At 72.9% G+C, this 24,162-nt stretch carries 21 protein-coding genes and 2 pseudogenes; 14 read left to right on the top strand and 9 right to left on the bottom strand.

Annotated elements, in window-relative coordinates; translation table 11 throughout:
* Positions 1-18: 18 nt before the first annotated feature.
* Positions 19-723, bottom strand: coding sequence for a TetR/AcrR family transcriptional regulator (locus OG432_RS02850; protein ID WP_328307366.1), 705 nt, complete (start codon positions 721-723; stop codon positions 19-21).
* A 242-nt stretch (positions 724-965) separates the two neighbouring features.
* Here OG432_RS02850 and OG432_RS02845 point away from each other — a divergent pair, with 242 nt between their 5' ends.
* Both OG432_RS02845 and OG432_RS02840 read left to right on the top strand, forming a co-directional pair.
* Positions 966-2,111 (top strand): serine hydrolase domain-containing protein, encoded by a 1,146-nt coding sequence (locus tag OG432_RS02845; RefSeq protein WP_328307364.1) that lies wholly within the window; start codon positions 966-968, stop codon positions 2,109-2,111.
* Between the two features lie 64 nt (positions 2,112-2,175).
* Positions 2,176-3,036, top strand: a complete 861-nt coding sequence (locus OG432_RS02840) for an Fpg/Nei family DNA glycosylase (RefSeq protein ID WP_328307362.1) — start codon at positions 2,176-2,178, stop codon at positions 3,034-3,036.
* A 221-nt stretch (positions 3,037-3,257) separates the two neighbouring features.
* On the opposite strand, the gene OG432_RS02835 is transcribed toward OG432_RS02840, so the two are convergent.
* Complete coding sequence (locus tag OG432_RS02835) at positions 3,258-3,878, bottom strand: zf-HC2 domain-containing protein (RefSeq protein WP_328307360.1); 621 nt, start codon at positions 3,876-3,878, stop codon at positions 3,258-3,260.
* Positions 3,879-4,043: 165 nt separating this feature from the next.
* Here OG432_RS02835 and OG432_RS02830 point away from each other — a divergent pair, with 165 nt between their 5' ends.
* The 4 genes and pseudogenes from OG432_RS02830 (at position 4,044) to OG432_RS02815 (ending at position 8,154) form a co-directional block, all read left to right on the top strand.
* Positions 4,044-4,790: a LytR/AlgR family response regulator transcription factor gene (locus tag OG432_RS02830; protein ID WP_328307359.1), complete on the top strand. Its 747-nt coding sequence runs from the start codon at positions 4,044-4,046 to the stop codon at positions 4,788-4,790.
* 45 nt (positions 4,791-4,835) lie between these two features.
* Positions 4,836-5,195, top strand: a pseudogene (locus OG432_RS02825) (hypothetical protein); the annotation flags it as partial.
* 59 nt (positions 5,196-5,254) lie between these two features.
* Positions 5,255-6,931 carry a sodium/solute symporter gene (locus OG432_RS02820; RefSeq protein WP_328307357.1) on the top strand — a complete coding sequence of 559 codons (1,677 nt, stop codon included), beginning with the start codon at positions 5,255-5,257 and terminating at the stop codon, positions 6,929-6,931.
* Positions 6,928-8,154 carry a sensor histidine kinase gene (locus OG432_RS02815; RefSeq protein WP_328307355.1) on the top strand — a complete coding sequence of 409 codons (1,227 nt, stop codon included), beginning with the start codon at positions 6,928-6,930 and terminating at the stop codon, positions 8,152-8,154. The genes OG432_RS02820 and OG432_RS02815 overlap by 4 nt, the downstream gene beginning before the upstream one ends.
* 19 nt (positions 8,155-8,173) lie before the next feature.
* Here OG432_RS02815 and OG432_RS02810 read toward each other — a convergent pair whose 3' ends face one another.
* Positions 8,174-8,668, bottom strand: coding sequence for a hypothetical protein (locus tag OG432_RS02810; RefSeq protein WP_328307353.1), 495 nt, complete (start codon positions 8,666-8,668; stop codon positions 8,174-8,176).
* Between OG432_RS02810 and OG432_RS02805 the strand changes: the two are divergent.
* Positions 8,611-8,847 (top strand): annotated as a pseudogene (locus tag OG432_RS02805) (hypothetical protein); the annotation flags it as partial. The gene OG432_RS02810 and the pseudogene OG432_RS02805 overlap by 58 nt on opposite strands.
* Here the strand turns inward: OG432_RS02805 and OG432_RS02800 are convergent.
* Positions 8,817-9,521 carry a sigma-70 family RNA polymerase sigma factor gene (locus OG432_RS02800; protein ID WP_328307351.1) on the bottom strand — a complete coding sequence of 235 codons (705 nt, stop codon included), beginning with the start codon at positions 9,519-9,521 and terminating at the stop codon, positions 8,817-8,819. The pseudogene OG432_RS02805 and the gene OG432_RS02800 overlap by 31 nt on opposite strands.
* Before the next feature lie 352 nt (positions 9,522-9,873).
* On the opposite strand from OG432_RS02800, the gene OG432_RS02795 reads away from it, so the two are divergent.
* Positions 9,874-11,064 carry a CapA family protein gene (locus OG432_RS02795; RefSeq protein WP_328307349.1) on the top strand — a complete coding sequence of 397 codons (1,191 nt, stop codon included), beginning with the start codon at positions 9,874-9,876 and terminating at the stop codon, positions 11,062-11,064.
* An 80-nt stretch (positions 11,065-11,144) separates the two neighbouring features.
* On the opposite strand, the gene OG432_RS02790 is transcribed toward OG432_RS02795, so the two are convergent.
* Positions 11,145-11,624, bottom strand: coding sequence for a universal stress protein (locus OG432_RS02790; RefSeq protein ID WP_328307347.1), 480 nt, complete (start codon positions 11,622-11,624; stop codon positions 11,145-11,147).
* A 71-nt stretch (positions 11,625-11,695) separates the two neighbouring features.
* On the opposite strand from OG432_RS02790, the gene lysX reads away from it, so the two are divergent.
* On the top strand, positions 11,696-14,965 hold the full coding sequence (gene lysX / locus OG432_RS02785) for a bifunctional lysylphosphatidylglycerol synthetase/lysine--tRNA ligase LysX (RefSeq protein ID WP_328307345.1): 3,270 nt from the start codon (positions 11,696-11,698) through the stop codon (positions 14,963-14,965).
* Positions 14,966-15,094: 129 nt separating this feature from the next.
* Positions 15,095-15,940, top strand: coding sequence for a polysaccharide deacetylase family protein (locus tag OG432_RS02780; RefSeq protein WP_328307343.1), 846 nt, complete (start codon positions 15,095-15,097; stop codon positions 15,938-15,940).
* Between the two features lie 48 nt (positions 15,941-15,988).
* On the opposite strand, the gene OG432_RS02775 is transcribed toward OG432_RS02780, so the two are convergent.
* Entirely contained in the window at positions 15,989-16,648 is a 660-nt protein-coding gene (locus tag OG432_RS02775) for a class F sortase (protein WP_328307341.1), read from the bottom strand.
* 353 nt (positions 16,649-17,001) lie between these two features.
* Here OG432_RS02775 and OG432_RS02770 point away from each other — a divergent pair, with 353 nt between their 5' ends.
* Positions 17,002-17,466 carry a hypothetical protein gene (locus OG432_RS02770; RefSeq protein ID WP_443058327.1) on the top strand — a complete coding sequence of 155 codons (465 nt, stop codon included), beginning with the start codon at positions 17,002-17,004 and terminating at the stop codon, positions 17,464-17,466.
* Between the two features lie 112 nt (positions 17,467-17,578).
* On the opposite strand, the gene OG432_RS02765 is transcribed toward OG432_RS02770, so the two are convergent.
* The 3 genes from OG432_RS02765 to OG432_RS02755 all read right to left on the bottom strand — a co-directional run bounded on the left by OG432_RS02765 (position 17,579) and on the right by OG432_RS02755 (position 19,709).
* A complete protein-coding gene (locus OG432_RS02765; RefSeq protein WP_328307336.1) occupies positions 17,579-18,127 on the bottom strand; it encodes a hypothetical protein in 549 nt (182 codons plus the stop codon).
* 204 nt (positions 18,128-18,331) lie between these two features.
* Positions 18,332-19,096 (bottom strand): bestrophin-like domain, encoded by a 765-nt coding sequence (locus OG432_RS02760; RefSeq protein WP_328307334.1) that lies wholly within the window; start codon positions 19,094-19,096, stop codon positions 18,332-18,334.
* A gap of 25 nt (positions 19,097-19,121) precedes the next feature.
* Positions 19,122-19,709 carry a hypothetical protein gene (locus tag OG432_RS02755; RefSeq protein WP_328307332.1) on the bottom strand — a complete coding sequence of 196 codons (588 nt, stop codon included), beginning with the start codon at positions 19,707-19,709 and terminating at the stop codon, positions 19,122-19,124.
* A 226-nt stretch (positions 19,710-19,935) separates the two neighbouring features.
* On the opposite strand from OG432_RS02755, the gene OG432_RS02750 reads away from it, so the two are divergent.
* The 3 genes from OG432_RS02750 to OG432_RS02740 all read left to right on the top strand — a co-directional run bounded on the left by OG432_RS02750 (position 19,936) and on the right by OG432_RS02740 (position 24,126).
* Entirely contained in the window at positions 19,936-20,886 is a 951-nt protein-coding gene (locus OG432_RS02750; RefSeq protein ID WP_328307330.1) for an SCO0930 family lipoprotein, read from the top strand.
* A gap of 256 nt (positions 20,887-21,142) precedes the next feature.
* Positions 21,143-21,955, top strand: coding sequence for an SAM-dependent methyltransferase (locus tag OG432_RS02745; RefSeq protein WP_328307328.1), 813 nt, complete (start codon positions 21,143-21,145; stop codon positions 21,953-21,955).
* A complete protein-coding gene (locus OG432_RS02740; RefSeq protein ID WP_328307326.1) occupies positions 21,952-24,126 on the top strand; it encodes a putative bifunctional diguanylate cyclase/phosphodiesterase in 2,175 nt (724 codons plus the stop codon). Before OG432_RS02745 ends, OG432_RS02740 begins: the two co-directional genes overlap by 4 nt.
* Positions 24,127-24,162: the final 36 nt, after the last annotated feature.

The following is a 24,162-nucleotide window of genomic DNA, read 5'->3' as shown; positions in this document are numbered from 1 at the left end:
CCGGTTGACCGGTTGCGCTCAGCGGCTGCCCGTCCCCGTCGGCCGGTTGCGTTCGGGGGCCGGCGCGACCGGGCCGACCGCACCCTCGATGTGGGCGAGCTGGGCGGCGAGGATGTCCTCGAACGCGGCGCGCCGGTCCACCCCCAGAGGGCGGACGTCGCGGGCGAAGTGGGCCAGCGCGGGGAAGCGCTCGGGGTCGGCGCCGAGCACCGCGACACGGAACAGCTCCATGCCCTGCTCGAACTCGTCGGAGGCGACGGTGCTGACCCCGGCCTCGGAGGAGATCAACGCGGCGATGAGGATCGCGATCCGGTGGTAGCGCCCCGGGATCTCGGCCTCGGGCAGGCCCGACGCCCGCAGGGCCTGCAGGACCTCCTCCATGACCAGCCGGGAGCCGGCGCCGCTCGACGCGTAGCGGCCCCAGACCGAGGCGAGCTGGGGCTGTTGGCCGAAGGCCTCGCGCAGCCGCAGGGCCAGACCGGTGATGCGCTGCTTCCAGTCGCCCTGCGGCCGGAAGTCGTCCATGGCGGCCAGCAGGACCCGGTCGGCGACCGCGCGCAGCAGCTCGGTCTTGCTGCGGAAGTGCCGGTAGAGGCTCGATGAATCGGTCCCGAGCGTCGCGGCGAGCCGCCGCACGCTGAACGACTCGGCGTCGCTCGTGCGCAGCAGCTCCGCCGCCGCATCCAGGATCTCGTCGGTCGTCCAGCGCCTGCGGCCTGCCATACCGCTCCTCTCGTCGACTGCCAGTCTAACCGCTGCACTTGGTGTTGCACGCACCGCGTGCATAATGAGGACGTGAGGGCATGAGGGCGCCACGGCCACCGCCACGACTACGACTACGACTACGACCACGGCCACAGCCACGTGCAGGCGACCCGCCGTGCGCTCCGCCCGCCCCGGGCGGAGCCCCGTGCGGCCCTCTGCCCAGGACGAATGACGCGCGCCCCGACGAAAGGACATCCGACATGACCGGCGTATTCGATCCCGCCGAGCTCGAACCCACGGAGCTCGAACCCACGGAGCTCGACGCCGCCCTCGACGGCATCCACCGGGCCGGCGTACCGGGCGTGTTCGCCGAGGTGCGCGCCGGTGATCAGGTGTGGCGCGGCGCCGCGGGCGTCGCCGACCTGGACACCGGCCGCCCCGCCACCCCCGACCTGCGCCACCGCGTCGGCAGCGTCACCAAGACCTTCACCGCCGCCGCGGTGCTCCAGCAGGCGGAGCGGGGCCGCGTCGACCTCGACGCACCGATCGGCCACTACCTGCCGGCCCTGGTCCCCGGTGGGCGCGGCGAGGCGATCACGGTCCGTACGCTGATCAACCACACCAGCGGCCTCGCCGAGTACCTCCCCCGCGCCTACCCCTCCCTCAAGGCGTTCCCGAACGCCGCAGGCACAGATCCCCGGAGCCTGGACGACCACCGCTTCACCCGGTTCCGCCCGGCCGACCTGATCGGACTCGGCGTCACGGCGCCCGCCACCGGCGCCCCCGGCGGCACCCCGGGGGTGTACTCCAACACCAACTACCTGCTCCTCGGTCAACTCCTGGAACGGGTGAGCGGCATGACGGCCGAGCGCTGCATCACCGAGAACGTCATCGAACGCGCCGGGCTCCGCAACACCGAACTGCCCACCGGGCCGCACATCGGCGGGCCGCACGCGCGGATGTACGAGGCGTGGTTCGGCATGATCGACCCCCCGCGCGACTACAGCGTCTTCGACATGTCCTGGGTGGGGACCGCGGCCTCGCTGATATCGACCGTCGGGGACCTCAATCGCTTCTTCGGCCTGCTGTTCGCCGGCGAGATCGTCGCCCCGTCGTCGCTGGAGCAGATGCGCCGCACCGTCCCGGTCGTCTCCCAGGAGGGGAGGACGATCGCCTACGGGCTCGGCCTGCACCCGTGGGAGGCGTCCGGAGAGGGGCCGTTCTGGGGGCACGGCGGCTCGGCCTGGGGTGCCGGAACGCTGGCCATGGCCCGCACCGACGGTTCGCGGCAGGTGGCGGTGGCCGTCAACCTCCAGCGGTGGGGGCGCCTCGACTCCGAGGGCCGCCCCCAGCGCCATCCCATCGACGACGCGCTCGCGGCGTTCCACCGCGTGGCGATGGGATGAGCGGGAGAACGCCCCGGCCGGGCGCGGCTAGCTGAGCACGCCCGGCCGGGGCACCCTGGTAGGTATGCCGGAACTGCCCGAAGTCGAGGCCCTGCGGGACTTCCTCTCCGACCACCTGGTCGGGCAGGAGATCGCGAGCGCCCTGCCCGTCGCGATCAGCGTCCTGAAGACGTACGACCCGCCCTGGACCGACCTGGCCGGGCGCACCGTCACCGGGGTCGCACGGCACGGCAAGTTCCTCGACATCGAGGCGGAGGGGCTGCACCTGTGTGTCCACCTCGCCCGTGCCGGATGGCTGCGCTGGCACGACACGATGCCCACCGCGCCGGCGAAGCCCGGCAAGGGGCCGCTCGCCCTGCGCGTCACGCTCGCCGGGGGCGCGGGCTTCGACCTCACCGAGGCGGGTACTCGGAAGAGCCTCGCCGCCTACCTGGTCCGCGACCCCCGCGAGGTCCCGGGCATCGCCCGGCTCGGCCCCGACCCGTTGGCCCCCGGATTCGGCCGTGCCGAGTTCGCCGCGCTGTTCGCGGGCGAGCGGCGCCGGCTCAAGGGCGCCCTGCGCGACCAGTCGCTCATCGCCGGGATCGGCAACGCCTACAGCGACGAGATCCTGCACGTGGCCAAGATGTCGCCCTTCAAGCCCGTCGACCACCTCACCGACGAGGAGATCACCAGGCTGTACGAGGCGACGCGCTCCACCCTCACCGACGCCGTCGAGCGCTCCCGCGGCCTGGCGGCGGGCCGCCTCAAGGCGGAGAAGAAGAGCGGGCTGCGCGTGCACGGCAGGACGGGGCAGCCGTGCCCGGTCTGCGGGGACACCGTGCGCGAGGTGTCGTTCGCCGACTCCTCCCTCCAGTACTGCGCCACCTGCCAGACCGACGGCAAGATCCTCGCCGACCGCCGCACGTCGAAGTTCCTCAAGTAGCGCGGCCGCGGCAGGAGGAGCCGGACCGAGGGCGCCGGGTCAGGACGAAGGGGACCGAGGGGATCCGGACCGAAGAAGGCCGCGCCGAGGAGGGCCGCGCCGAGGAGGGCCGCACCAGGAGGAGCCGGACCGAGGTGAGCCGGACCGAGGTGAGCCGGGGCGTGGGACGCCGGGCCGGAGCGAGCCGGCCCCGCGAGGCCCGTCCCGCCCTGCCGCGCCGTTCACCCCGGTGCGAGCGTCGCGAGGCGCGCCCCGCCCGCCGCCCGCACCTCGAACCGCGCGATGGAGTCCCGTGGCAGAGCCGCCGCGCCCGGTATCCGTACCGGGCCGCCGCCCCGCGTGGCCCAGGTCGCCACCGTCTGCTCCGATCCGTCCCGCCCGACCGCGACCAGCGTGCACGTCTGCGGCGCCGCGCCCGCGAGGGCGAGTTCCACGTCCGTGCCCCCTTCCCGCGTCCCGGTCAGCAGGGTCGCCGTCACGCCGGGCGCGTGCGAGGTCACCCGCCACGCGGGCGCCGCACGGTCGAGGGCGGCGCCGGTGCCGCCCGCCACCAGCGCCGCCGACGCGGCCACGAGCGCGATCCGCACCGCACGCCCGCGCCGGCGCCGCCCGGCCGCCACCCCCAGCATCCGGTGCAGCACCGCGGGCTCCACCGGGCCGGCCGGCACCGCACCCTGGGCCGCGTACGCGGCGAGCAGCGCCGTCACGCCGCCGAACTCGGCGAGCACCGCCCGGCAACGGGCGCAGCCGGCGAGGTGCTCCTCGAAACGGGACGCGTCGGCGGCGCCCAGCACACCGAGGGCGTACGCCCCGGCGTCCTGATGGATCTGCGGCGAACTCATGCCGTCAGGTACGGAGAAACCGCCGCGAACACTCAAGACACCAGCTCCCGCGCCCATAGGGCCTGTCCGGCGGATCCTGTCGGCACGCGGGGGTCTCCGACGCCCCAAGCCCACCCGGGGCCACGGCCGGCCAGATCCGCCGGGCAGGCCCTAAACTCCGGCCCCATGCTGCGCGTACTGGCGGTCGACGACGAAGCCCCCGCCCTCGAAGAGCTCCTCTACCTCCTGCGCTCCGACCCCCGCGTCCACCGCGCCGAAGGTGCCACCGGGGCCACCGACGCCCTGCGGCTCATCGGCGCCGCCCTCGACGCGGGGGAGGAGGGGGAACGCGGCGTGGACGTGGTCTTCCTCGACATCCACATGGCCGGCCTCACCGGCCTCGACATCGCCCGCCTGCTCGCCGGATTCGCCCGGCCGCCCCTGATCGTCTTCGTCACCGCGCACGAGGGCTTCGCCGTGCGGGCCTTCGACCTCAAGGCAGTCGACTACGTGCTCAAACCGGTCCGCAGGGAACGCCTGGCCGAGGCGGTCCGCCGGGTCGCCGAGCTCGTCGGCGACCGCGCCGCAACCGTGCAGGAACCCGACCAGATACCCGTCGAACTGGGCGGCGTCACCCGCTTCCTGCCCATCGGCGACATCGCGTACGCCGAGGCGCAGGGCGACTACGCCCGCCTGCATACGGCCCGGGGCAGCCATCTCGTACGGATCCCGCTGTCCACCCTGGAGGAGCGCTGGCGCAGCCGGGGCTTCGTCCGGATCCACCGCAGCCACCTCGTCGCGCTCGACCGGATCGACGAACTCCGTCTGGAGGCCGGCGGCATGAGCGTGCGGGTCGGCGACGCCGAACTTCCCGTCAGCCGGCGCCACGCGCGCACCGTGCGCGACCGCCTGCTGCGGCGCGCTCCCCACTGACCTGGCCCTTTCGCGATCCGCCGGCCGCTGCGTACACTCCGCGCCATGTCCGCAGAGCAGGCGGCGCGACGCGAGACGGTCACGGGGGAGCCGAGGAGGATCCGCCCGCTGCCGCGCCACCGTGCCCAGTCCGAGATCGACGAGCAGACCGCGCTCGGCGGCGCGTACGTACGCTCTCTGATGCGCGGTCAACTCCGGGCCGCGCTCAGTGGGTTCGCGGTCCTCGCGCTCACGGTCGCCACGCTGCCCCTGGCCTTCCGCGCCCTCGACGACGACGCGGTCACCTGGTGGGTCCTCGGCTTCGCCCTGTATCCGCCGCTCTGCCTCATCGCCTGGTGGTACGTGCGTACCGCCGAGCGCAACGAACGCGACTTCAGCCGCCTGATAGCCGACCGCCCGGCCCCTGTCCGCCCCATCCGTGACCGCCCGCCGCAGGGCCGCCCGCCGCAGGGCCGTCCCGCCCCGTGAGCCAGACGTACGCCGTGGTGGCGGTGACCGCCGTCGTGCTCGCCACCGTCCTGGTCGGCGGGTTCGGCCTGCGCCTGTCCCGCACCACCTCCGACTTCTACGTCGCCTCCCGCACGGTCGGCCCCGGCCTCAACGCGGCCGCCATCAGCGGTGAATACCTCTCGGCGGCCTCCTTCCTCGGCATCGCGGGCCTCGTCCTGGTCCAGGGCCCCGACATGCTCTGGTACCCGGTCGGCTACACCGCCGGCTACCTCGTGCTGCTGCTGTTCGTCGCGGCCCCGCTGCGCCGCTCGGGCGCGTACACCCTGCCCGACTTCGCCGAGGGGAGGCTCGAATCGCGCGCCGTGCGCCGCCTGGTGAGCGTGTTCGTGGTGGGCGCCGGCTGGCTGTACCTGGTGCCCCAACTCCAGGGCGCGGGGCTGACGTTGAAGATCCTCACCGGCGCGCCGAGCTGGTTCGGACCGGTGCTCGTCGCCGGGGTCGTGGTCCTCGCGGTCGCCGCCGGAGGGATGCGCTCCATCACCTTCGTCCAGGCCTTCCAGTACTGGCTGAAACTGACCGCGCTCCTCGTCCCCGTGTTCTTCCTGGTCATCGCCTGGCGGGGTGACGGCGCGCCGCGCCCCGCCTACGACGAACCGGCCGCGCTGCGCCACGAGCGGACCGTGCGCTTCGCCGACGATCTGACCCTGCGCCTGACCCGGCCGCTGCCCGTGCACGCGAACGGCACCGTCGACGGCCGGCGTCACGACGGCGGGGCGCTGACGCTCGACAGCGGCGAACACCGCATCGCGGCCGGAACCCGGCTGGACCTCGCCGCCGCGACGCGGGTCCCCGACAGCGCCACCCGCACCGAGTACCCGCTGTACGCCACGTACGGCCTCATCGTGGCGACCTTCCTCGGCACCATGGGCCTGCCCCACGTCGTCGTGCGCTTCTACACCAGCCCCGGCGGCCGCGAGGCCCGCCGCGCCACGGTGGTGGTGCTCGCGCTCATCGGCGCGTTCTATCTGCTGCCGCCCGTCTACGGCGCGCTGGGGCGCCTGTACGCACCCGAACTCGCCCTCACCGGCGACGCCGACGCCGCCGTGCTGCTCCTGCCCGCGCGGCTGGTCGGCGGGCCCGGCGGCGATCTCCTCGGCGCGCTGGTGGCGGGCGGCGCCTTCGCCGCGTTCCTGTCGACCGCGTCCGGCCTGACCATGGCGGTCGCGGGCGTCCTCACCCAGGACGTGCTGCCCGCGCGCGGGGTGCGCCACTTCCGGCTCGCCGTTCCGCTCGCCATCCTGGTGCCGCTGTGCGTCGCGCTCCTGGTGAGCGCGGTGCCGGTGGCCGACGCCGTCGGCATGGCGTTCGCGGTGTCGGCCTCCTCGTTCTGTCCCCTGCTCGTGCTCGGCATCTGGTGGCGGCGGCTGACCCCTCCGGGCGCGGCCGCGGGGCTGGTGATCGGCGGCGGCTCGGCGCTGGTCGCCGTGGCCGTCACCGCACTCGGCGCGGTCCCGCCCGGCCTCGTGCACGCGCTCCTCGCCCGGCCCGCGGTGTGGTCGGTGCCCCTCGCCTTCCTCACCATGACCGGGGTGTCGCTGGCGACCCCGGGGCGGATCCCGCCCGGCACCAACGCCGCCCTGGCCCGTTTCCACCTGCCCGAGGCGCCGGTCCGCCGAGGAGGCCCCCGATGACGCTCGCCGCTCTGCTCTTCCTCGGCCCGCTCCTCGCCGCCGCGGGATTCCTGCTCGGCCGGCGGACCGCGCGCCGGGCCCGTCCCAGCGATGTGGGAACCCCCGTCGAGCACGCCACCTTCGAGACGCTGCACACCGCCTCGCTGGCCGCGCCCCCGCTGCGCGCCGGGCTCACCGCGGAGGCCGCCCGCAAGTCCGCCCGGGGTCTGCGCTCGCTCCTCGGCACCGACGCCCTCTGCCTCACCGACCGCGACACCATCCTCACCTGGGACGGGGCGGGGGAGCAGCACCACGGGCCCCAAGTGATGCGTCAGATAAGGGCGTTGCTCGACACCGGGCGCGACAGGGCGTTCGCGCTGTCCTGCGAGGACGCGGACTGTCCGCTGCGCTGGGCGGTCGCCGTCCCGCTCACGGTGGACCACCGGGTGCTCGGCGTGCTCGTCGCCTACGCGCCGCGCGAGTCGGCGGTCCTGGCGCGCGCGGCGGGCGAGGTCGGCCGCTGGGTCTCGGTCCAGCTGGAACTCGCCGAGCTCGACCGCTCCCGCACCCGCCTGATCGAGGCCGAGATCAAGGCGTTGCGCGCCCAGATCTCCCCCCACTTCATCTTCAACTCCCTCGCCGCGATCGCCTCGTTCGTCCGCACCGACCCCGAGCGCGCCCGCGAACTGCTCCTGGAATTCGCCGACTTCACGCGCTATTCGTTCCGCAGGCACGGCGACTTCACCACGCTCGCCGAGGAACTGCACTGCATCGACCAGTACCTGGAGCTGGTGCGGGCGCGCTTCGGCGACCGGCTCCTTGTCACCCTCCAAGTCGCCCCCGAGGTCCTGCCGGTCGCCCTGCCGTTCCTCTGTCTGCAACCCCTCGTCGAGAACGCCGTCAAACACGGCGTCGAGGGCGCCGTCGTCAAGACCGGGGCCCCAACGGTCGACGCCGTGGGTGCGCGCGACGCGCCCCTGCGCATCACCATCAGCGCCCTGGACGCGGGCAACGAGGCCGAGGTCGTCATCGAGGACGACGGCGCGGGCATGGACCCCGAGCGCCTGCGTCGCATCCTGCGCGGCGACGGCGAGCCCTCGGGCGGCATCGGCCTGCTCAACGTCGACGAACGGCTGCGTCAGGTGTACGGCGACGCCTACGGCCTGGTCATCGAGACCGGCGTCGGCGCGGGCATGAAGGTGACGGCGCGCATCCCGAAATACCGTGCGGGCGTCCACAGCTGAGGTCCCGCGTGCCGTGTGCTCAGAACAGGTGAATGGCCAGGTGGCCCAGGGGAAGCCCGAGTTCCCAGGCCGGTGTCCACACCCGCGGCTCGTCCTCCTCGCGGGTGTGCGGATCGACCCCGCCCGGCACCACCGCGTCCAGATCCGCGGCGAGCAGCTCGGTCTCCTCCAGCCACCGCCACGCGGCCAGGGCCAGCGCCAGATCGGGACCCGCCCCGGGGTCGCGGGCCAGCCCGCGCAGCCGTCCACGGACCCAGCGCCGCCAGGGCCGGCCGGCCGCGGTGAGCGAACTCCACTCCTCCAGACGGGCCACCACCCGCGCCCCGCCGACCGCCCCGTCGGACAGGAAGATCGTGAGGGCCAGGGCGTGGCGCCCCGCCCGGAACTCCAGCGTCGTCGGCGGCATCAGGTCGCCGGTACGCAGCAGTTCATCCGCGATGTACTCCGCGTACATCCATGCCATCGGCACCACCAGCTCGCCACCGCTGGTCCCGTTGCTTCCCTCCGGACGCATCCTGTCTCGCCTCTTTCATCGACCGTCCCGGCGCTCCCGGGGAGCTCCAGGGAGCATTGAACCGGGGGCGCGTGCCCGCCGTGGCCAGAAGGGCAGGATCCGTCACACGACACGAGGTGCTCATGCATGTGCGGCAGCTGCTCGGCGCCTACGTGCTGGGCGCCCTCACGCCCGGCGAGGACCGCGCCGTCGCCGCGCATCTGCGCCGGTGCGCACCGTGCCGGGGTGCCTTTCTGGAGGCCGCCGAGGCGGCCTCACTGCTCGCCCTGCTCACCGAGGCGGACCTGGAACCCACCGAGGAGAGCCCTTCGGGGCCTGACGCAGAATAGCCGGGCAGGAGCCGGCCGAGCGCGCGCAGCGCGTAGTACGAACGGGACTTGACCGTCCCGGGCGGCACACCGAGCACATCGGCCGCTTCGGTCACGCTCAGGCCGCGGAAATACAACTGCACCAGGACCGCGCGGTGTTCAGGTGTGAGCGACCTCACGGCCGCACGGACGTCGAGGGCCGCGGCGGACCGCTCGGTGGGGTCGCCGTCCTGTGCCGGCGTCGCGAGCAGCACCTCGTCACCCACCTCCGCGGGACGCGCGAGACGGCCGCGCCGGGCGTCGATGGCCAGACGCCGGGCGACGGTGAAAAGCCACGGCCGCATCGAGCTGTAGGGGGCGTCGAAGGCCTCCGGGTGCTGCCAGGCCCGTACCAGCGTCTCCTGCAGCAGGTCCTCGGCGCGCTGGCGGTCGCCGTAGGTCAGTCCGAGCAGGAAGCGCAGCAGCGCGGGGCCGTGCACGCGCTGCAGTTCGGCCAGGTCCCCCTCGCGGGCGTAGCGCCGTATCTCCGCGACCGCCGTCGTCACCGTGCACGCCCTTTCCCCGGAACCGCTCGGACGCTCCGTATCCGAGCGCGTACGGGCGCGGGGGGACAGGGCTCGCACGGCACGCTGCGACGAGCGGTCGAAGCGAGCGGCGAGTGGTGCGTCGAGCGGTCGCCGGCCGGCCACCGCGCCCCGGCCGGAGTGCGTCCGTTCCAGCGATCTTTAGTCCTATCAACGGCTTTTCGGCTTGACCGGCCGGTTCCCACGGGGTGGATTTCGGACAGACACCGCCCCGGACAGACACCGCCCCGGACAGACACCGCCCCGGTCGCACGCGCCCCGCGATCACGCGTCCCCGCTCGCCCCCGTCCCCGACCAACGGAGTCCGACGCCGATGCACAAGCCGACCCCACGCGCCCGACGTCGGGCGGCGGCCCTGGCCGCCCTCCTGCTCGCGGCCACGACAGGATGCGCCGGCGGGCACACGGCCCCGCACGGTCGGAACGCCCAGCGCTCACCGGCCTCCGGCGCGGCGCCCGCGCAGCGCCCCTTCACCCTGGTGGCGACCGGCGACGTACTGCCGCACGACTCGACGATTCAGCGCGCCAAGTCCGATGCCCAGGACGGGAGTTACGACTTCCGGCCGATGCTCGCGGGCGTGAAGCCCATCGTCTCCCGGGCCGACCTGGCGATCTGTCACATGGAGACGGTGTACGGCCCCGACGAGGGCCCCTTCACCGGCTACCCCGCCTTCACGTCCCCGCCGCAGGTGGCCGCCGCCCTGAAGGACACCGGCTACGACTCCTGCTCGACGGCGTCCAACCACACCCTCGACGACGGCGCCGACGGTCTCGCCCGCACCCTGAAGGCCTTCGACAGGGCGGGCCTGAAACACACCGGCTCCGGCCGGACCGCGCAGGAGTCCGCGCGGCCCGCGCTGATGTCGGCCGGCGGCGCCAAGGTCGCACAGCTCGCCTACACCTACGACACCAACGGCTACCCGATGCCGGAAGGCCGGCCGTGGGCGGTCCACCTCATCGACCAGAAGAAGATCATCGCGGATGCGCGGGCGGCCCGTGCGGCGGGGGCCGACGTCGTGGTCGTCAGCCTCCACTGGGGCACCGAATGGCAGACCGAGCCCGATGAGCAGCAGCTCTCCCTCGGCAAGGCGCTCACCGCGTCGAAGACCGGCGACCGTCCCGACATCGACCTGATCCTCGGCACCCACGCGCACATCCCGCAGGCGTACGAGAAGGTCAACGGGACCTGGATCGTCTACGGGGAGGGCGACCAGATCGCGGGCGAGATGTTCAACGAGACGGGTGCGCGCGACGACCGCGGCAACATGAGCTCGATCGCCCGCTTCACCTTCGCCCCGCCCAGCAGACCCGGCTCACGCTGGGAGGTCCGCAGGGCGGAATTCGTCCCGCAGTGGATCGACGTGGACCGCGGCCGCGTGATGAGCCTGCCCGACGCTCTGGCGAAGGCGCCCGGCCAGGAGGACTACACCGCCACGCAGGAGCAGATCAGCGAGGCGGTCCTGAGCCGCGGCGCGGCGAAGGACGGCCTGAAGATGTCCCGCTGAACCGGCAGGTGGACAGGCGGGCAGGCAGGCGGGCGGCCGGGCCGCCGCGGCACGGCGTGCGGCCGGAGCGGCCCCGCCCGCTACGGCACCACGGTGACCGGCCAGCGGCCCGCCTTGACCAGGCGCACGGCCACCGAACCGATGATGCGGTGGCCCGCCGACTCGGACGCGCCGACCACCACCGCGTCCGCCGTGAGCTCGTCGGCCGCGGTCACCAGGCCGGAGTAGGGGTCGCCGCGGAAGGTGTGGAACTCCCAGCGGACGTCCCAGATCTCCCGCACCCGCTCCGCCGCCGCCCTGATCTCGGCGACCAGGCCCTCGGCGATCTCGCCGGTGGTGTCGGCGACCGGCGCGCCGAGCGCGGCACCCGCGGGAAGCACGGGCTGGACGTACACGATGGCGAGCAGGGCGTTCTGGCGCCGGGCCAGGCCGCTGGCGTACGCCGCCGCTCTGAGCGAGGAGTCCGAGCCGTCGACACCGGCGACGATCACCTTCGGACCGTCGGTGCCGCGTTCGAAGCGCTGGGACTCGGGGTGGGGCTGGGGCCGCTGCTCTGTCACGCTGTGAGGCTAACCGGCCGGGTGGCGGCTCCGACAGGCGGCCCGGCGCCCCCCTCCCTAGAGTGCTGAACATGACTGTCAGCACGGCGGCGCCGATGCCGTCCCGGACCGGTTTCTCGGGGCGGGTCCCGGAAGCGTTCGCGATGTTCTTCGGCGCGCTCGGGCTGTTCTGCGCCGTCATCGCCCTCATCCCCCCGCTGCGCAGGCTGCTCCATCCGATCTCGTGGTTCTTCGACCGGGTCACCGTGCCGGTCAGCGCCAACCTCGCGTACGCCGTGTTCCTGCTGCTGCTCGCGGCCGCGATCGGCGCCCGCAAGAAGGTCGCCTGGTGGCTCGTCGTCATCTACCTGGGCCTGCTGTTCCTGCTCGACGTGCTCCTCGTCGCGGTCACCGAATGGGCGTGGATCCCCAACGGCGTCTTCTGCGGCGCCGCCCTGGTGATCCTGATCGTGGCGCGCAAGCAGTTCTACGCACAGACCCGCAGGGGCGCCTTCCGCCGGGCCGTCGGGGTGCTCTGCCTCGGGCTCGCGGCCGGCGTCCTGGTCGGCTGGGGCCTCGTGGAGCTGTTCCCCGGCACGCTGCCGCGCGGCCAGCGCCTGCTGTGGGCCGCCAACCGCGTCTTCGGCGGGCTCGCCTCGGGCGGCCAGTTCGACGGGAGCCCGCCGAGGCCCCTGTACTTCTTCCTCGGCCTGTTCGGCGCCGTCGCCCTCCTGACGGCCGCCTCCTCGCTCTTCCGCTCGCAGCGCATGGAAGCCGCCCTGCACGGCGACGAGGAGCCCCGCATCCGCGCCCTGCTCGGTGCGTACGGCCGCCAGGACTCGCTCGGCTACTTCGCCACCCGCCGCGACAAGGCCGTGGTGTTCTCGCCCAACGGCAAGGCCGCCGTCACCTACCGGGTCGAGGCGGGCGTGGCGCTCGCCAGCGGTGACCCGGTGGGCGACGCGGGCGCCTGGGCCCCCGCCATCGACGCCTGGCTCGACATCGCCCGCCAGTACGCCTGGGCGCCCGCCGTGATGGGCGCGTCCGAGGAAGGCGCGACCGCCTACGCACGTCACGGGCTCGGTGCCATCCAGCTCGGCGACGAGGCGATCCTGAACGTGGCCAAGTTCGACCTCGACGGCCGTGACATGCGCGTCACGCGCCAGGCCGTCCGCCGCGTCGAGCGGACCGGCGCCACCACGCGGATCCGCCGCCACTCGGCGCTCAGCGACGAGGAGATGCGGCGCATCGTCGACCGCGCCGACGCCTGGCGCGACACCGAGACCGAGCGCGGCTTCTCCATGGCCCTCGACCGGCTCGGCGACCCCGCCGACGGCGACTGTCTGCTCGTCGAGGCCTTCGACGCCGACGGCGGCCTCATCGCGCTGCTCTCCTTCGTGCCGTGGGGCCCCGACGGCATCTCGCTCGACCTGATGCGTCGCGACCGCAGCGCGCCCAACGGCGTCATGGAGTTCATGGTCGCCGAACTGTGCGCCACCGTACCGAAGTTGGGGGTGCGCCGGGTCTCCCTCAACTTCGCGGTGTTCCGCTCGGCCTTCGAGGAGGGCGCCCGCATCGGAGCCGGACCGGTGCTGCGGCTGTGGCGCAGACTGCTGCTCTTCTTCTCCAAGTGGTGGCAGCTCGAAGCCCTGTACCGCTCCAACGTGAAGTACCAGCCGCAGTGGTTCCCCCGTTTCCTCTGCTACGGCGACGCGGGCTCGCTCGCCCGGGTCGGCCTCGCCTCCGGGATCGCCGAGGGCTTCGTCTCCGTTCCGAGCCTGCGCAAGCTCTGGGGCAACGGACGCCCCAAGGGCGTCACCAAGCCCGTCACCACCGCGGGTCTGCCCTCCATCGAGGCGCTCGGCCTCACCGGGGCCGGCGCAGGAGATGTGACGGAGCGTCAACTTCCGGACCAGGTACGGGTACGCCACCACAAGCTCGACCGGCTGCGCGCGGGCGGTACCGATCCCTACCCCGTCGTCATCGCCGCCCGCACCCACACCCTGGCCGGTCTCAGGGCCGCCGGTGAGGGCACGGAGGCCACGGTGGCCGGCCGCGTCATGGCCGTGCGCGACTTCGGCGGCGTCGTCTTCGCCGTGCTGCGCGACTGGTCGGGCGACCTCCAGGTGGTCCTCACCCGCGAGGGCGCGGGCGCACCCGTCCTCGACCGGTTCACCCACGACGTCGACCTCGGCGACCACATCACCGCGACCGGCACCAGCGCCACCACGGAGAAGGGCGAGTTCTCGCTCTTCTCCACCGGCTGGCAGATGACCGCCAAGTGCCTGCGCCCGCTGCCCGACAAGCGGCGTGGCCTCGCCGACCCCGAAGCCCGGGTGCGCCGGCGCTATATCGACCTGGTGGCGAGCCCGGAGGCCCGTGACGTGGTCCGGCACCGCTCCACCGCCGTCCAGGCGCTGCGCCAGGGCCTCCTCGACCGGGGCTACCTGGAGGTCGAGACGCCGATGCTCCAGCAGATCCACGGCGGCGCCAACGCCCGCCCCTTCACCACCCACATCAACGCCTACGACCTCGACCTCTATCTGCGCATCGCGCCCGAGCTGTACCTCAAACGGCTCTGCGTCGGCGGCGTGGAGAAGGTCTTCGAGATGGGCCGCACCTTCCGCAACGAAGGCGTCTCCTACAAGCACAACCCCGAGTTCACGATGCTGGAGGCCTACCAGGCGTTCGCCGACTACGACGTGATGCTCGACCTCACCCGCGAGCTGATCCAGGGCGCCGCCACCGCCGCCTTCGGCTCCCCGATCGCCCGCAAGGCGGGACCGGACGGCAAGGTCGTGGAGTACGACATCTCCGGGCCCTGGCCCGTCAAGACGCTGTACGGCGCGGTTTCCGAGGCGCTCGGCGAGGAGGTCGGCGCCGACACCGACGAACAGGCGCTGCGCCGGCTCTGCGACCGGGCCGGAGTGCCGCACACCCCGGAGAACACGCGCGGCGACGTCGTCCTCGAAATGTACGAGCGACTCGTCGAGGAGAAGACCCAGCTGCCCACCTTCTACAAGGACTTCCCGACCGAGGTGTCCCCGCTGACCCGCCAGCACCGCACCGACCCCAGGCTCGCCGAACGCTGGGACCTGGTCGCCTTCGGAACCGAACTGGGCACGGCCTACTCGGAGTTGACCGACCCGGTAGAACAGCGCCGCAGGCTCACCGCACAGTCGCTGCTCGCGGCGGGCGGCGACCCCGAGGCGATGGAGATCGACGAGGACTTCCTCGACGCGCTCGAATACGCGATGCCGCCCACCGGCGGACTCGGCATCGGCGTGGACCGGCTGGTCATGTTCCTCACCGGCCTCACCATCCGCGAGACCCTGCCCTTCCCGTTGGTCCGCCGTAGCTGAACCGCGCGGCGAACGGTACCGCCGGGTGCCTCCATTCGTGCTGGTGTCGCGCGGGTGCTGACGTTTCGCAGGCCCCACCGCGGCCGCCAGGTCCTAATCTTCCGCCATGACGAACAAAAGCCGCATGTCATGAAAAGGGATCAGATGGTCCCCAGTCGGCGGACACTGCTCCGTGTCACCGCCTGCCTCGGAGCCGCCGCGGCGGTCCGCATGCTGACCGCCGAGGACGCCGTCACCCCGACGCCCGCGCCCCGCGCCGCACCGGCCGCGGGTCCCGCGGCCGCGGCACCCCGGCCGCGGGCCGGCGCGTACCGCCTGGAACCCATGACCGCCTACACCCCGCCGCGCTACCACACCGCGCTCCCGCCGGTGCGCACCAGACCCTTCCTGAGCATGCCCCAGCTGGGCGAGCACTCGATGGTGCTCACCTTCGACGACGGACCCGATCCGCACTACACCCCCGGCATCCTCAAGACCCTGCGCGAGCACGACGTGCGCGCGGTGTTCTTCCTGTGCGGCGAGATGGCCACCGACAACCGCGACCTGGTGCGCGAGATGCGGGACGACGGGCACGTCATCGGCAACCACACCTGGACCCACCCCCAGCTCAACAAGATGCCGTCCGCCAAGATCCGCGACGAGATCGGCCGCACCAGCGAGGTCATCGAGCAGATCCTCGGCGAGCCGCCGCAGTGGTTCCGCGCGCCGTACGGGGCGTGGAACCGCAACGTGTTCGAAATCCAGGCCGAGATGGGCATGGAGCCGCTCGCCTGGACCGTCGACACCCTCGACTGGACCACGCCCGGTACCCCGACCATCATCCGCCGGGTCCTCGACGGGGCGGCGCCCGGCGTCGTGGTGCTCTCGCACGACGCGGGCGGCGACCGCACGCAGAGCGTGGCCGCCCTGCGCAGCTATCTGCCCGAACTCCTCGCGCAAGGATATGAGTTGAAGGTTCCGCCGCGCCGCAGATGAGTCCCGCGAGCGGCGGCCTTCAGGTGAACGCGCCCGGCCGCTCCGGGGCTACTTGACGGACACGAGGCGGGCGAACGCCACCACGTTCCCGTCGTACCCGCGAGCCCTGGAGAAGCCGCCGCCGCACGTGATCACCCGCAGCTCCGGGTGCCCGGTGTCGCCGTACACCCGGGCACCCGGGAACGTGGCCTTGGCGAACACCTCGACGCCGTACACCTCGAACACCGCGGTGCGGCCGTCGAAGCGCTGCACCTCGATGTGGTTGCCCTTCTGGAGCGAGCCGAGCCCGTAGAAGACCGCCGGGCCCTTCATGTTGTCGACGTGGCCGACGATCACCGACGTGCCGCGCATGCCCGGCGCCACGCCGTTCTGGTACCAGCCGGCCAGGTTCGGGTCCTCGGGCGGGGGAGCCTGCACCCAGCCCTGGGCATCGGTGCCGACGTCCATGACCGGCGCGTCCACGTTGATCGCCTCGATCCGCACGCGCGAGGCGGGGGCGAACGCCAGCGGCTGGACCGCGGCCGCCGACGGAGCCGCGGACGCGGTCCCCGCGCCGCTGGTCAGCGCCGCCGCCGCGGCGGGCTGCGGCGGGCCCATCGTCACATCCGCACCGTTGCGCATCAGCGCGAGGCCGGTGAGCATCACCAGGGCAAGCGCCCCCCACGGGGAACGCCTGCGACGCTCCAGGCCGCTCTCTTCGTGCGCCATGTCTCTTCGTCAACTCCTTCGCCGTCCACCCTCAGCGCGCCTTCGAGCACCGTAAGGGCGGGGTGGCCACTCGGCGATCGGAGGGCGGCGAACGGGTGCCGTCCACCGGGCCTGACCCATCCGGGTCACGGGGCGCCGAAAATGATCTGACGGTCTGTGACCTGCGGGTCCGTCAGATTCCGGGGACGCGCGCGGCCACGCCGTTCACCAGGGTGGATGAGTGTCGAAATGCGGCTTGTATGAGCGGCGGTGAGGGTTTGTCATGGGAGGCGTACTCGTCGATCATCCCGGGGCACGGCTCCGGGGCGTCCTCCCATGGAGGTTCAACGATGCGTGCTTCACGCGCTCTAACGGTGGCGCTGGTGGTCGGGGCCGCGGGCGGGTTCGCCGCCCCGGCGGCCGTCGCAGGGGGCCCGCCGTCCGGCGGGCCGACCATTGTCGATGTCGACCCCTCCGCGGTCCACCGGGGCGCCACCCTGAGGATCACCGCCAGGGGCTGCCAGAACGGTGGCAGGGTCAGCTCGAACGCCTTCGACGAGGTCCACCTGTCGTCGGGCGACATCAACTACGCGACCGCCCGGATCCGCGACGACACGTCACCGGGCTCGTACAGCCTGGCCGTCAAGTGCAACGACAACGACCGGGTCGCGACCCGCAGCTTCCGCGTGCTCGAGGGGCGGGGTGCCGACGGCGGACTCGGCGGCGCCGCGGGACCGACCGACACCGAGATGGCGATCGGCGGCGGCCTCGCCGGCACCGCCGCGGTCGGCGGCGCGCTGTTCCTCGCCCGCCGTCGCCGCGCAGGCGTACGGGTCTGACCGGACGAACCTCCCGGAAGGACCCCAACGACCCGTCGCCCCCGAGTCCTGGCCAGGACTCGGGGGCGACGGGTGTGGCGGGGCGACGGCGGGCGCCCCGAGGGCGCGGCGCTCAGTGCTGTCGTCCGCCGGAGCGCTTGCGCAGCACGTAGAACACGCCGGTGCCGGCGATGGCGATCAGCGTGGCACCGACCGCGAGCTCGACGGTGTCGAGGTCGCCCTTGGCGCTGCCGCCGAGCCCGCCCCGCACGCCGAGCGGGGAGATGGTGGAACGGACGGTGGGGCGCACGGTGGAGCTGGTCGTCGGCGAGGCGCCGGTGATGGTCAGCTGGGAGGTGCGCCGCGTGCCGTTGCAGGTGAACGTCACGGTGTACGTGGCACCCCGCTTGGCGTCCCAGTCGACCGTCGCGTTGCGCGAACTGTTCTGGGGGACGGTGACGGTGTCGAAGACCCCGGAGGACACGGTGGCCTCGACGGGGCAGTTGGTGACGTTCAGGGTGACCTGGCCGCCCGGTGCGATCACGGAGGGGGTCACGCTGAAGGCGAACGACGTGTCGCTGGTCGCGTTGGGGCTGTTCTGGGCCGCTGTGGCGGTGGACGGGGCGAGCGCGAGCGCGCCGGCGCCGATGAGTGCGGCGGATGCGATGCGTATCGCGCCCATGGTCAATCCTCCGGTCCCCGAGGAGCAGCTGCGGAACCGATTCCACAAAAGCGGTGAATGCACCTCGATGCCCGAAACGCTAGGAGGCGACCCGGTGTGTCGCGATCGCTGTCCGGCGAATGGGGCATCCGGGTCCCCCGCCCGGCCGAGCGGACACCGCGCCGCCGCGGCGCGGTGTCCGGACGCGGCCGGGCCCCCGGCGCGTCAGCCGATGCCGGGGAACAGGTCGAGGAAGGGCCCCGCCGTCGCCGAGATGCCGCGCCCGAAGGGGGCGTCGAAGTCCCAGATCAGGAAGAGCAGGAAGGCGATCAGCGCGCTGAAGAACCCCGCGAGGAGCAGCTCCCGCCAGGTGCGCCTGATCTGCAGCGTGAAGATCAGGCCGACCGTGACCAGCGCCCCGATGATCAGGCCGAACCAGACGACCCCGGGCATCGTGGCCCCGGCCCCCTGGCCGCGGGCGGTCCGGGCTGCGTCCACGGCTCCCACCTGGTCGATCAGCGGCTGGTAGGCCTGCGCCTCGAAGTCGTTGGCCGGGTGGTAGTCCGTCACGTCGCGGCGGATCTTCTCCAGCTTCTGCGCGCCCTCGTCGGTGAGGTCGCCGTGCTTGGCCATGTGGCTCCACTCGGTGTGCACCACGTAGGAGGCGTACTCCTCGACATCGGCCCGGGTCCGGTCGCGCACCTCCGCCGGGTACACCTGGACCCGCTGGCTGATCTCGTGGAGTGCCTGGGCCTCCTGCTGCACGTCGGCCTGGGCGGCCCCGCGGCCCTCCCAGACGCCCGCGATGGCGAGGCCGAGCACGATGGCGTACACCACGCCGATCATCATCGTCATGTACTCGATGACGTCCGGGGTGTCGGAGGGGTCGTCGGTCTCGGGGTCGACCCGGCGGTTGCTGAACAGGGTGATGGTGAGGACGACCGCGCAGGCGGCGGCCATCGCGATGACCAGGACGAGCCAGTCGGACACGGGGGGCCTCTCAGGAAAGGGGGGCTCAGCGCGAGCGCGAGCCGGAGCGGGTGCGCAGCAGCGCCGCGCCGAGCACGGCGGGCGCGGTGATGAGCAGCGTGAGGGTGACGGGAGAGAGCCGCGGCGCGGGCTTCTTGCGCGGCGGCATCCGGTAGGCACGCAGGACGAACGGCTTCGCGGCCGGCGGCGCCGGATGGGGCGGGGCGGGCACGGGCGGCGCCGGGGGCACCACCGGCGCCGGATCGGGAACGGGCGGCGCCGGCCGGGCCGGGGCCGGCGCGGCGGGCCTGTGCACCACCGGAGGCGCCGGAGGGGCGGGCGGCGGGGCGGGGCGGGGCGGCGGCGTGGGCCGGGGCACGGGCGGAACCGGCGGGCGCGGCGGCGGTGTGACGGGCGGCGGCGTCGGCGGCACCCGGGTGTGCGTCGGCCTCGGATGCGGCCAGGGCGGGAACGGGCAGTGGTGGTGGCCCGAGCCCGCCACCGCCCAGGGGGAACCGCCGCCCGTGCCCGCGTACGCGCAGGCGTCGGCCCGCGCGGCCGGTGCCGGTGCGGCCAGCAGCACGGTGAAGGCCGTGGCGGCGAGCAGCCGTCCGGCGAGTTGTCGTCCTTGCACTCAGTGATCATCGGGCGGCCGGGCCCACATCCGAGGGGCTGCCGGACCGATTCGCCTGAACGAGGGACTTACCGGCGTTCCGCGTCCCCCACGTTGACCCGCTGTTCGGGTTCGTTCGGAAAATTCCCGGGTCCGCGTTGAACGAACCGTCACCCGCCGCCCGTACTTAGGACCGACAACCGGTGCCACCGGCGCCTCAACAGCCTTATATACAACGGGAGTTGCCATGAACACCTGGCGCAGCACAGCGCTCGCGGCAGCGGCGGCAGCAGTCCTGGCACTGACCGCGACGGCCTGCGGCCAGGACAAGGGAAGCGCCTACGGAAGCGGCGCCGGGCAGCCGGTCGCCAACGCCGGCACCGCGAGCTCCGACACCGGCTACGGGTCGGGCGGCGCGTACGGTCAGGCGGGTGGCGCCGTGTCCGCCGCCAAACAGGCCGGCCAACTGACCGTCACCGACAGCAAGGACCTGGGCAAGGTCGTCACCGACAGTGCGGGGTTCACCCTGTACCGCTTCGACAAGGACACCGCGAGTCCCCCCGCGTCGAAGTGCGACGGCGACTGCGCGACCGCGTGGCCCGCGGTGCCCGCCGCGGGTGTCACCGCCGCGGCCGGCACCGACCAGTCCAAGCTCGGCTCCGTCACGCGCGCCGACGGGACCAAGCAGCTCACCATCGGCGGCTGGCCGATGTACCGCTACAGCAAGGACACCAACCCCGGCGACACCAACGGGCAGAACGTGGGCGGCACTTGGCACGCCGCCGCACCCGACGGCAAGAAGGCATCGGCGGCGGCGCCGGCCGCGGCCGCATCGCTGCCCGGCCTCTCGGTGCGCAAGGACGCGCGGCTCGGCGACGTCATCGTCGACGCCCGCGGCATGACCGTCTACCGGTTCAAGAAGGACTCCGCCTGGCCCATGAAGTCGGCCTGCACCGGGGCCTGTCTGCAGAAGTGGCCGGCGGTGGCGCCCGTCGCCAAGAACGACACCAAGGGCATCGCCCTCAAGGGATTCGTCACCTTCGACCGGCCGGACGGCGTGAAGCAGCAGTCCATCACCTGCTGGCCCGTCTACACGTTCTCCGGCGACACCCAGCCGGGCGACACCAACGGCCAGGGCATGGGCGGTACCTGGTACGCCGTGTCCCCCCAGGGGAAGCTCGTCGGCGCACCCAAGTAGCCACGCGCCCACCCCCGTCGGCCCGGTACCGCGACCCCTCGCGCGGTGCCGGGCCGATGCGTGTGTCCACCCACCGGTACGGTTGCGTACGCCACCGCGCCTGCCCGTACGATATGGCGCACATGCCCTGGGCCTGTGACCAAGAACGGACGAGCAATTTCCGTTTTTACTCGCTCTCCCGGCGGACGATCAGTAGCCTCAGGCGCAAACAATGGTCATGGTCATGGCCTCCTGCGGCGACTTGTTGGAGACATTGATGGAGCGTCCCGCCTGGGCCCCCCAGGGCATCGACATCTCGGTGCCGAGCGTGTCCCGCATATACGACTACTACCTGGGCGGTTCGCACAATTTCGAGGTGGACCGGGAGGCCGCGCGCGAGGCCATGCGCTTCATGCCGGGGCTGCCCAAGGTCATGCAGGCCAACCGTGCTTTCATGCGCCGCGCCGTGCGATTCGCGGTCGGCGAGGGCATCACGCAATTCCTTGACATCGGATCCGGAATCCCGACTTTCGGCAATGTTCACGAAGTCGCCCACGCGGCAAGCCCCGAGGCCCGCGTCCTGTACGTCGACCACGACCCGGTCGCCGTCGCCCACAGCCGCGCCGTTCTCGATGGCAACGAACAGGCCGCGATCACGGCGGCCGACCTGCGCAAGCCGCAGGACATCCTGAGCGCCCCAGAGCTGTCCCAACTCCTCGACCTGTCACGTCCGGTGGCGCTCCTCCTGGTCGCCGTGCTGCACTTCGTCGAGGACCAGGACGACCCGTGCGCGGCCGTCGCCGAGCTGCGCGACGCGCTCGCCCCCGGCAGCCTGCTCGTGCTCACCCACGCCTCCTACGAGGGCATCCCGCTCAGCGAGGAAGAGGCGGGCGGCACCGTGGGCGTCTACCGCAACATCAAGAATCCGCTGGTGATGCGCTCGCGCGAGGAGGTCGCCGGATTCTTCGACGGGTTCACGATGGTGGAGCCCGGCCTGGTCTCGATGCCCCTGTGGCGGCCCGAGAACGACACCGACCAGGAAGATCCGTACGCCTTCTCCGGATTTGCCGGCGTGGGGCGCAAGGCGTGAGCACCCCGCCCCGGGCGCCCGCTCCGGACCTGGCGCCGGACAGCCCCGAAGACCGGCTCAGACGGTTCGCGACGATCTGGAGCCGGGCGATCTTCCCGGTGACGGCGACCTCGCTGACCCGGCCCGAGTTCGAGCGGCACCTGGTGCCGCTAGCCCGCCGCCTCATCGAAGCCCTGCACGGACGCCACTTCGATCCCTCGCCCGCGCAGGAGGCGGGCGCCGCCCTGGTCGCCGCGCACTGCACCGACCCGGACGCCCTCAGCCGCAGCCTCGGCGTGGTCGAGTCCTACCTCGTGCTGTACTGCGGCACGGGCGACGGGCTCTCGGCCGAGGAGGCGCGCGCCCGCTGCGCCCGGCTCCAGCACGCGCTCGCGGCCGGCTTCGCCGGGGCCCTGCGCGAACGGACCCGGTCCGAGCAGGAAGCCATCGCCCGCTCCGCGATGTCGGCGCGCAGCGCGGCCCTCGAAGCCCTGCACACCACCGAGACGCGCTTTCGCGCCGTCTTCGAGGGCGCCGCGATCGGCATCGGCATCGCCGACCTGGAAGGCCAGGTCCTGGAGGTCAACGAGACCCTCACCCGGATGTTCGGCGGCATAGAGGGACAGATCCGCAGCCGCAACGTCAGCGAGTGGGTGCACCCCGAGGACGCCCCGCACGTCTGGCGGCTCTACGGGGAACTGGTCCGGGGCGAGCGCGACCACTACCGGGTCGAGAAGCCCTACTACCGCGGCGACGGCACCGTCCTGTGGACCAACCTCACCGTCTCGCTGCTGCGCGACGCCGAGGGCAACCCGAAGTACCAGCTCGCCCTCATGGAGGACACCACCGAGCGGCGGCTGCTCAATCTGAGGCTGCGCTACGAGGCCACCCACGACGCCCTCACCGGCCTGCCCAACCGCACGCTGTTCTTCGAGCGCCTGGAGAAGGCGCTCGCACCGGGCGACGGCAAACGGTTCGGCCTGTGCTACCTGGACCTCGACGGCTTCAAGGCGGTCAACGACAGCCTCGGCCACTCCGCGGGCGACCGGCTCCTGGTGGAGGTCGCCGACCGGTTGCAGAGCTGTGCGACCGGGCCCGGCGAGATGGTGGCCCGGCTCGGCGGCGACGAGTTCGTGGCGCTGACCACGGGCCCCGACACCGAGTTCGAGGCGGACGAGCTCGCCTCGCGCATCCTGAACACCCTCGCCACCCCGATCCGCATCGAGGGCCGCGAGCTGACCGTGCGCGGTTCGATCGGCGTCGTCGAGGGACCGGCGGGCGAGCGCAGCGCCGCCGAGGTGCTGCGCAGCGCGGACATCACCATGTACCGGGCCAAGTCGGCGGGCGGCAATCGTTTCGAGTTCGCCGACGCCGAGGCGGACGCCCGCGCGATCACCCGGCACGGGCTCACCAACGCGCTGCCCGCCGCCCTGGAGCGCGGCGAGTTCTTCATCGAGTACCAGCCGCTCGTGCACCTGGGCGACGGCAGTGTGCACGGCGCCGAGGCGCTGGTGCGCTGGTCGCATCCGCAGCACGGCGTGCTGGGCCCCGACCGGTTCATCCCGCTCGCCGAGCACACCGGGCTCATCGTGCCGCTCGGCCGCTGGGTGATGCAGGAGTCCGTACGTCAGGCTCGCGCCTGGCAGCTGGCCCACCCCGGCGCCACCGACGGCGGCCCGCTGCGCATCAACGTGAACCTGTCGCCGACCCAGCTCTACCATCCGGGGCTCGTCGCCGACACCGTCGAGATGCTGGAGCGCACCGGGCTCACCCCGGGCGCGCTGTGCCTCGAGGTCACCGAGTCCGCGCTGATCGGCGCCGACGACGACCTCCTCAAGCCGCTGCGCCAGCTCGCCGACATGGGTGTGGACATAGCCCTGGACGACTTCGGCACGGGCTACTCCAACCTCGCGAACCTGCGCCGGCTCCCGGTGAGCGTGCTCAAGCTGGACCGGTCCTTCACCCAGTCCATGCAGCAACTGCCCGCCGACCCCGTCGACATCAAGATCGTCGAGGGGATCGTGGCGCTCGCGCACAGCCTGTCGCTCGCGGTGACGGTGGAGGGCGTGGAGACGGGCGCCCAGGCCGAGCAGCTGAAGGAGCTGGGCTGCGACACCGCCCAGGGCTGGTACTACGCCCGTCCGGGCGCGCCGGACCGCATCCACTCGCTGGCGCTGGTGGACGCGGTGTGACCCGTGCGGGGGCGGGGCCCGGGGCAGAGAGCCGCG

Origin of the sequence: Streptomyces sp. NBC_00442 (assembly GCF_036014195.1) — a bacterium.
Lineage (GTDB): Bacteria > Actinomycetota > Actinomycetes > Streptomycetales > Streptomycetaceae > Streptomyces.
Note: the sequence above shows the minus strand (reverse complement) of the source record. Positions and strands in the feature narration are given on the sequence as shown.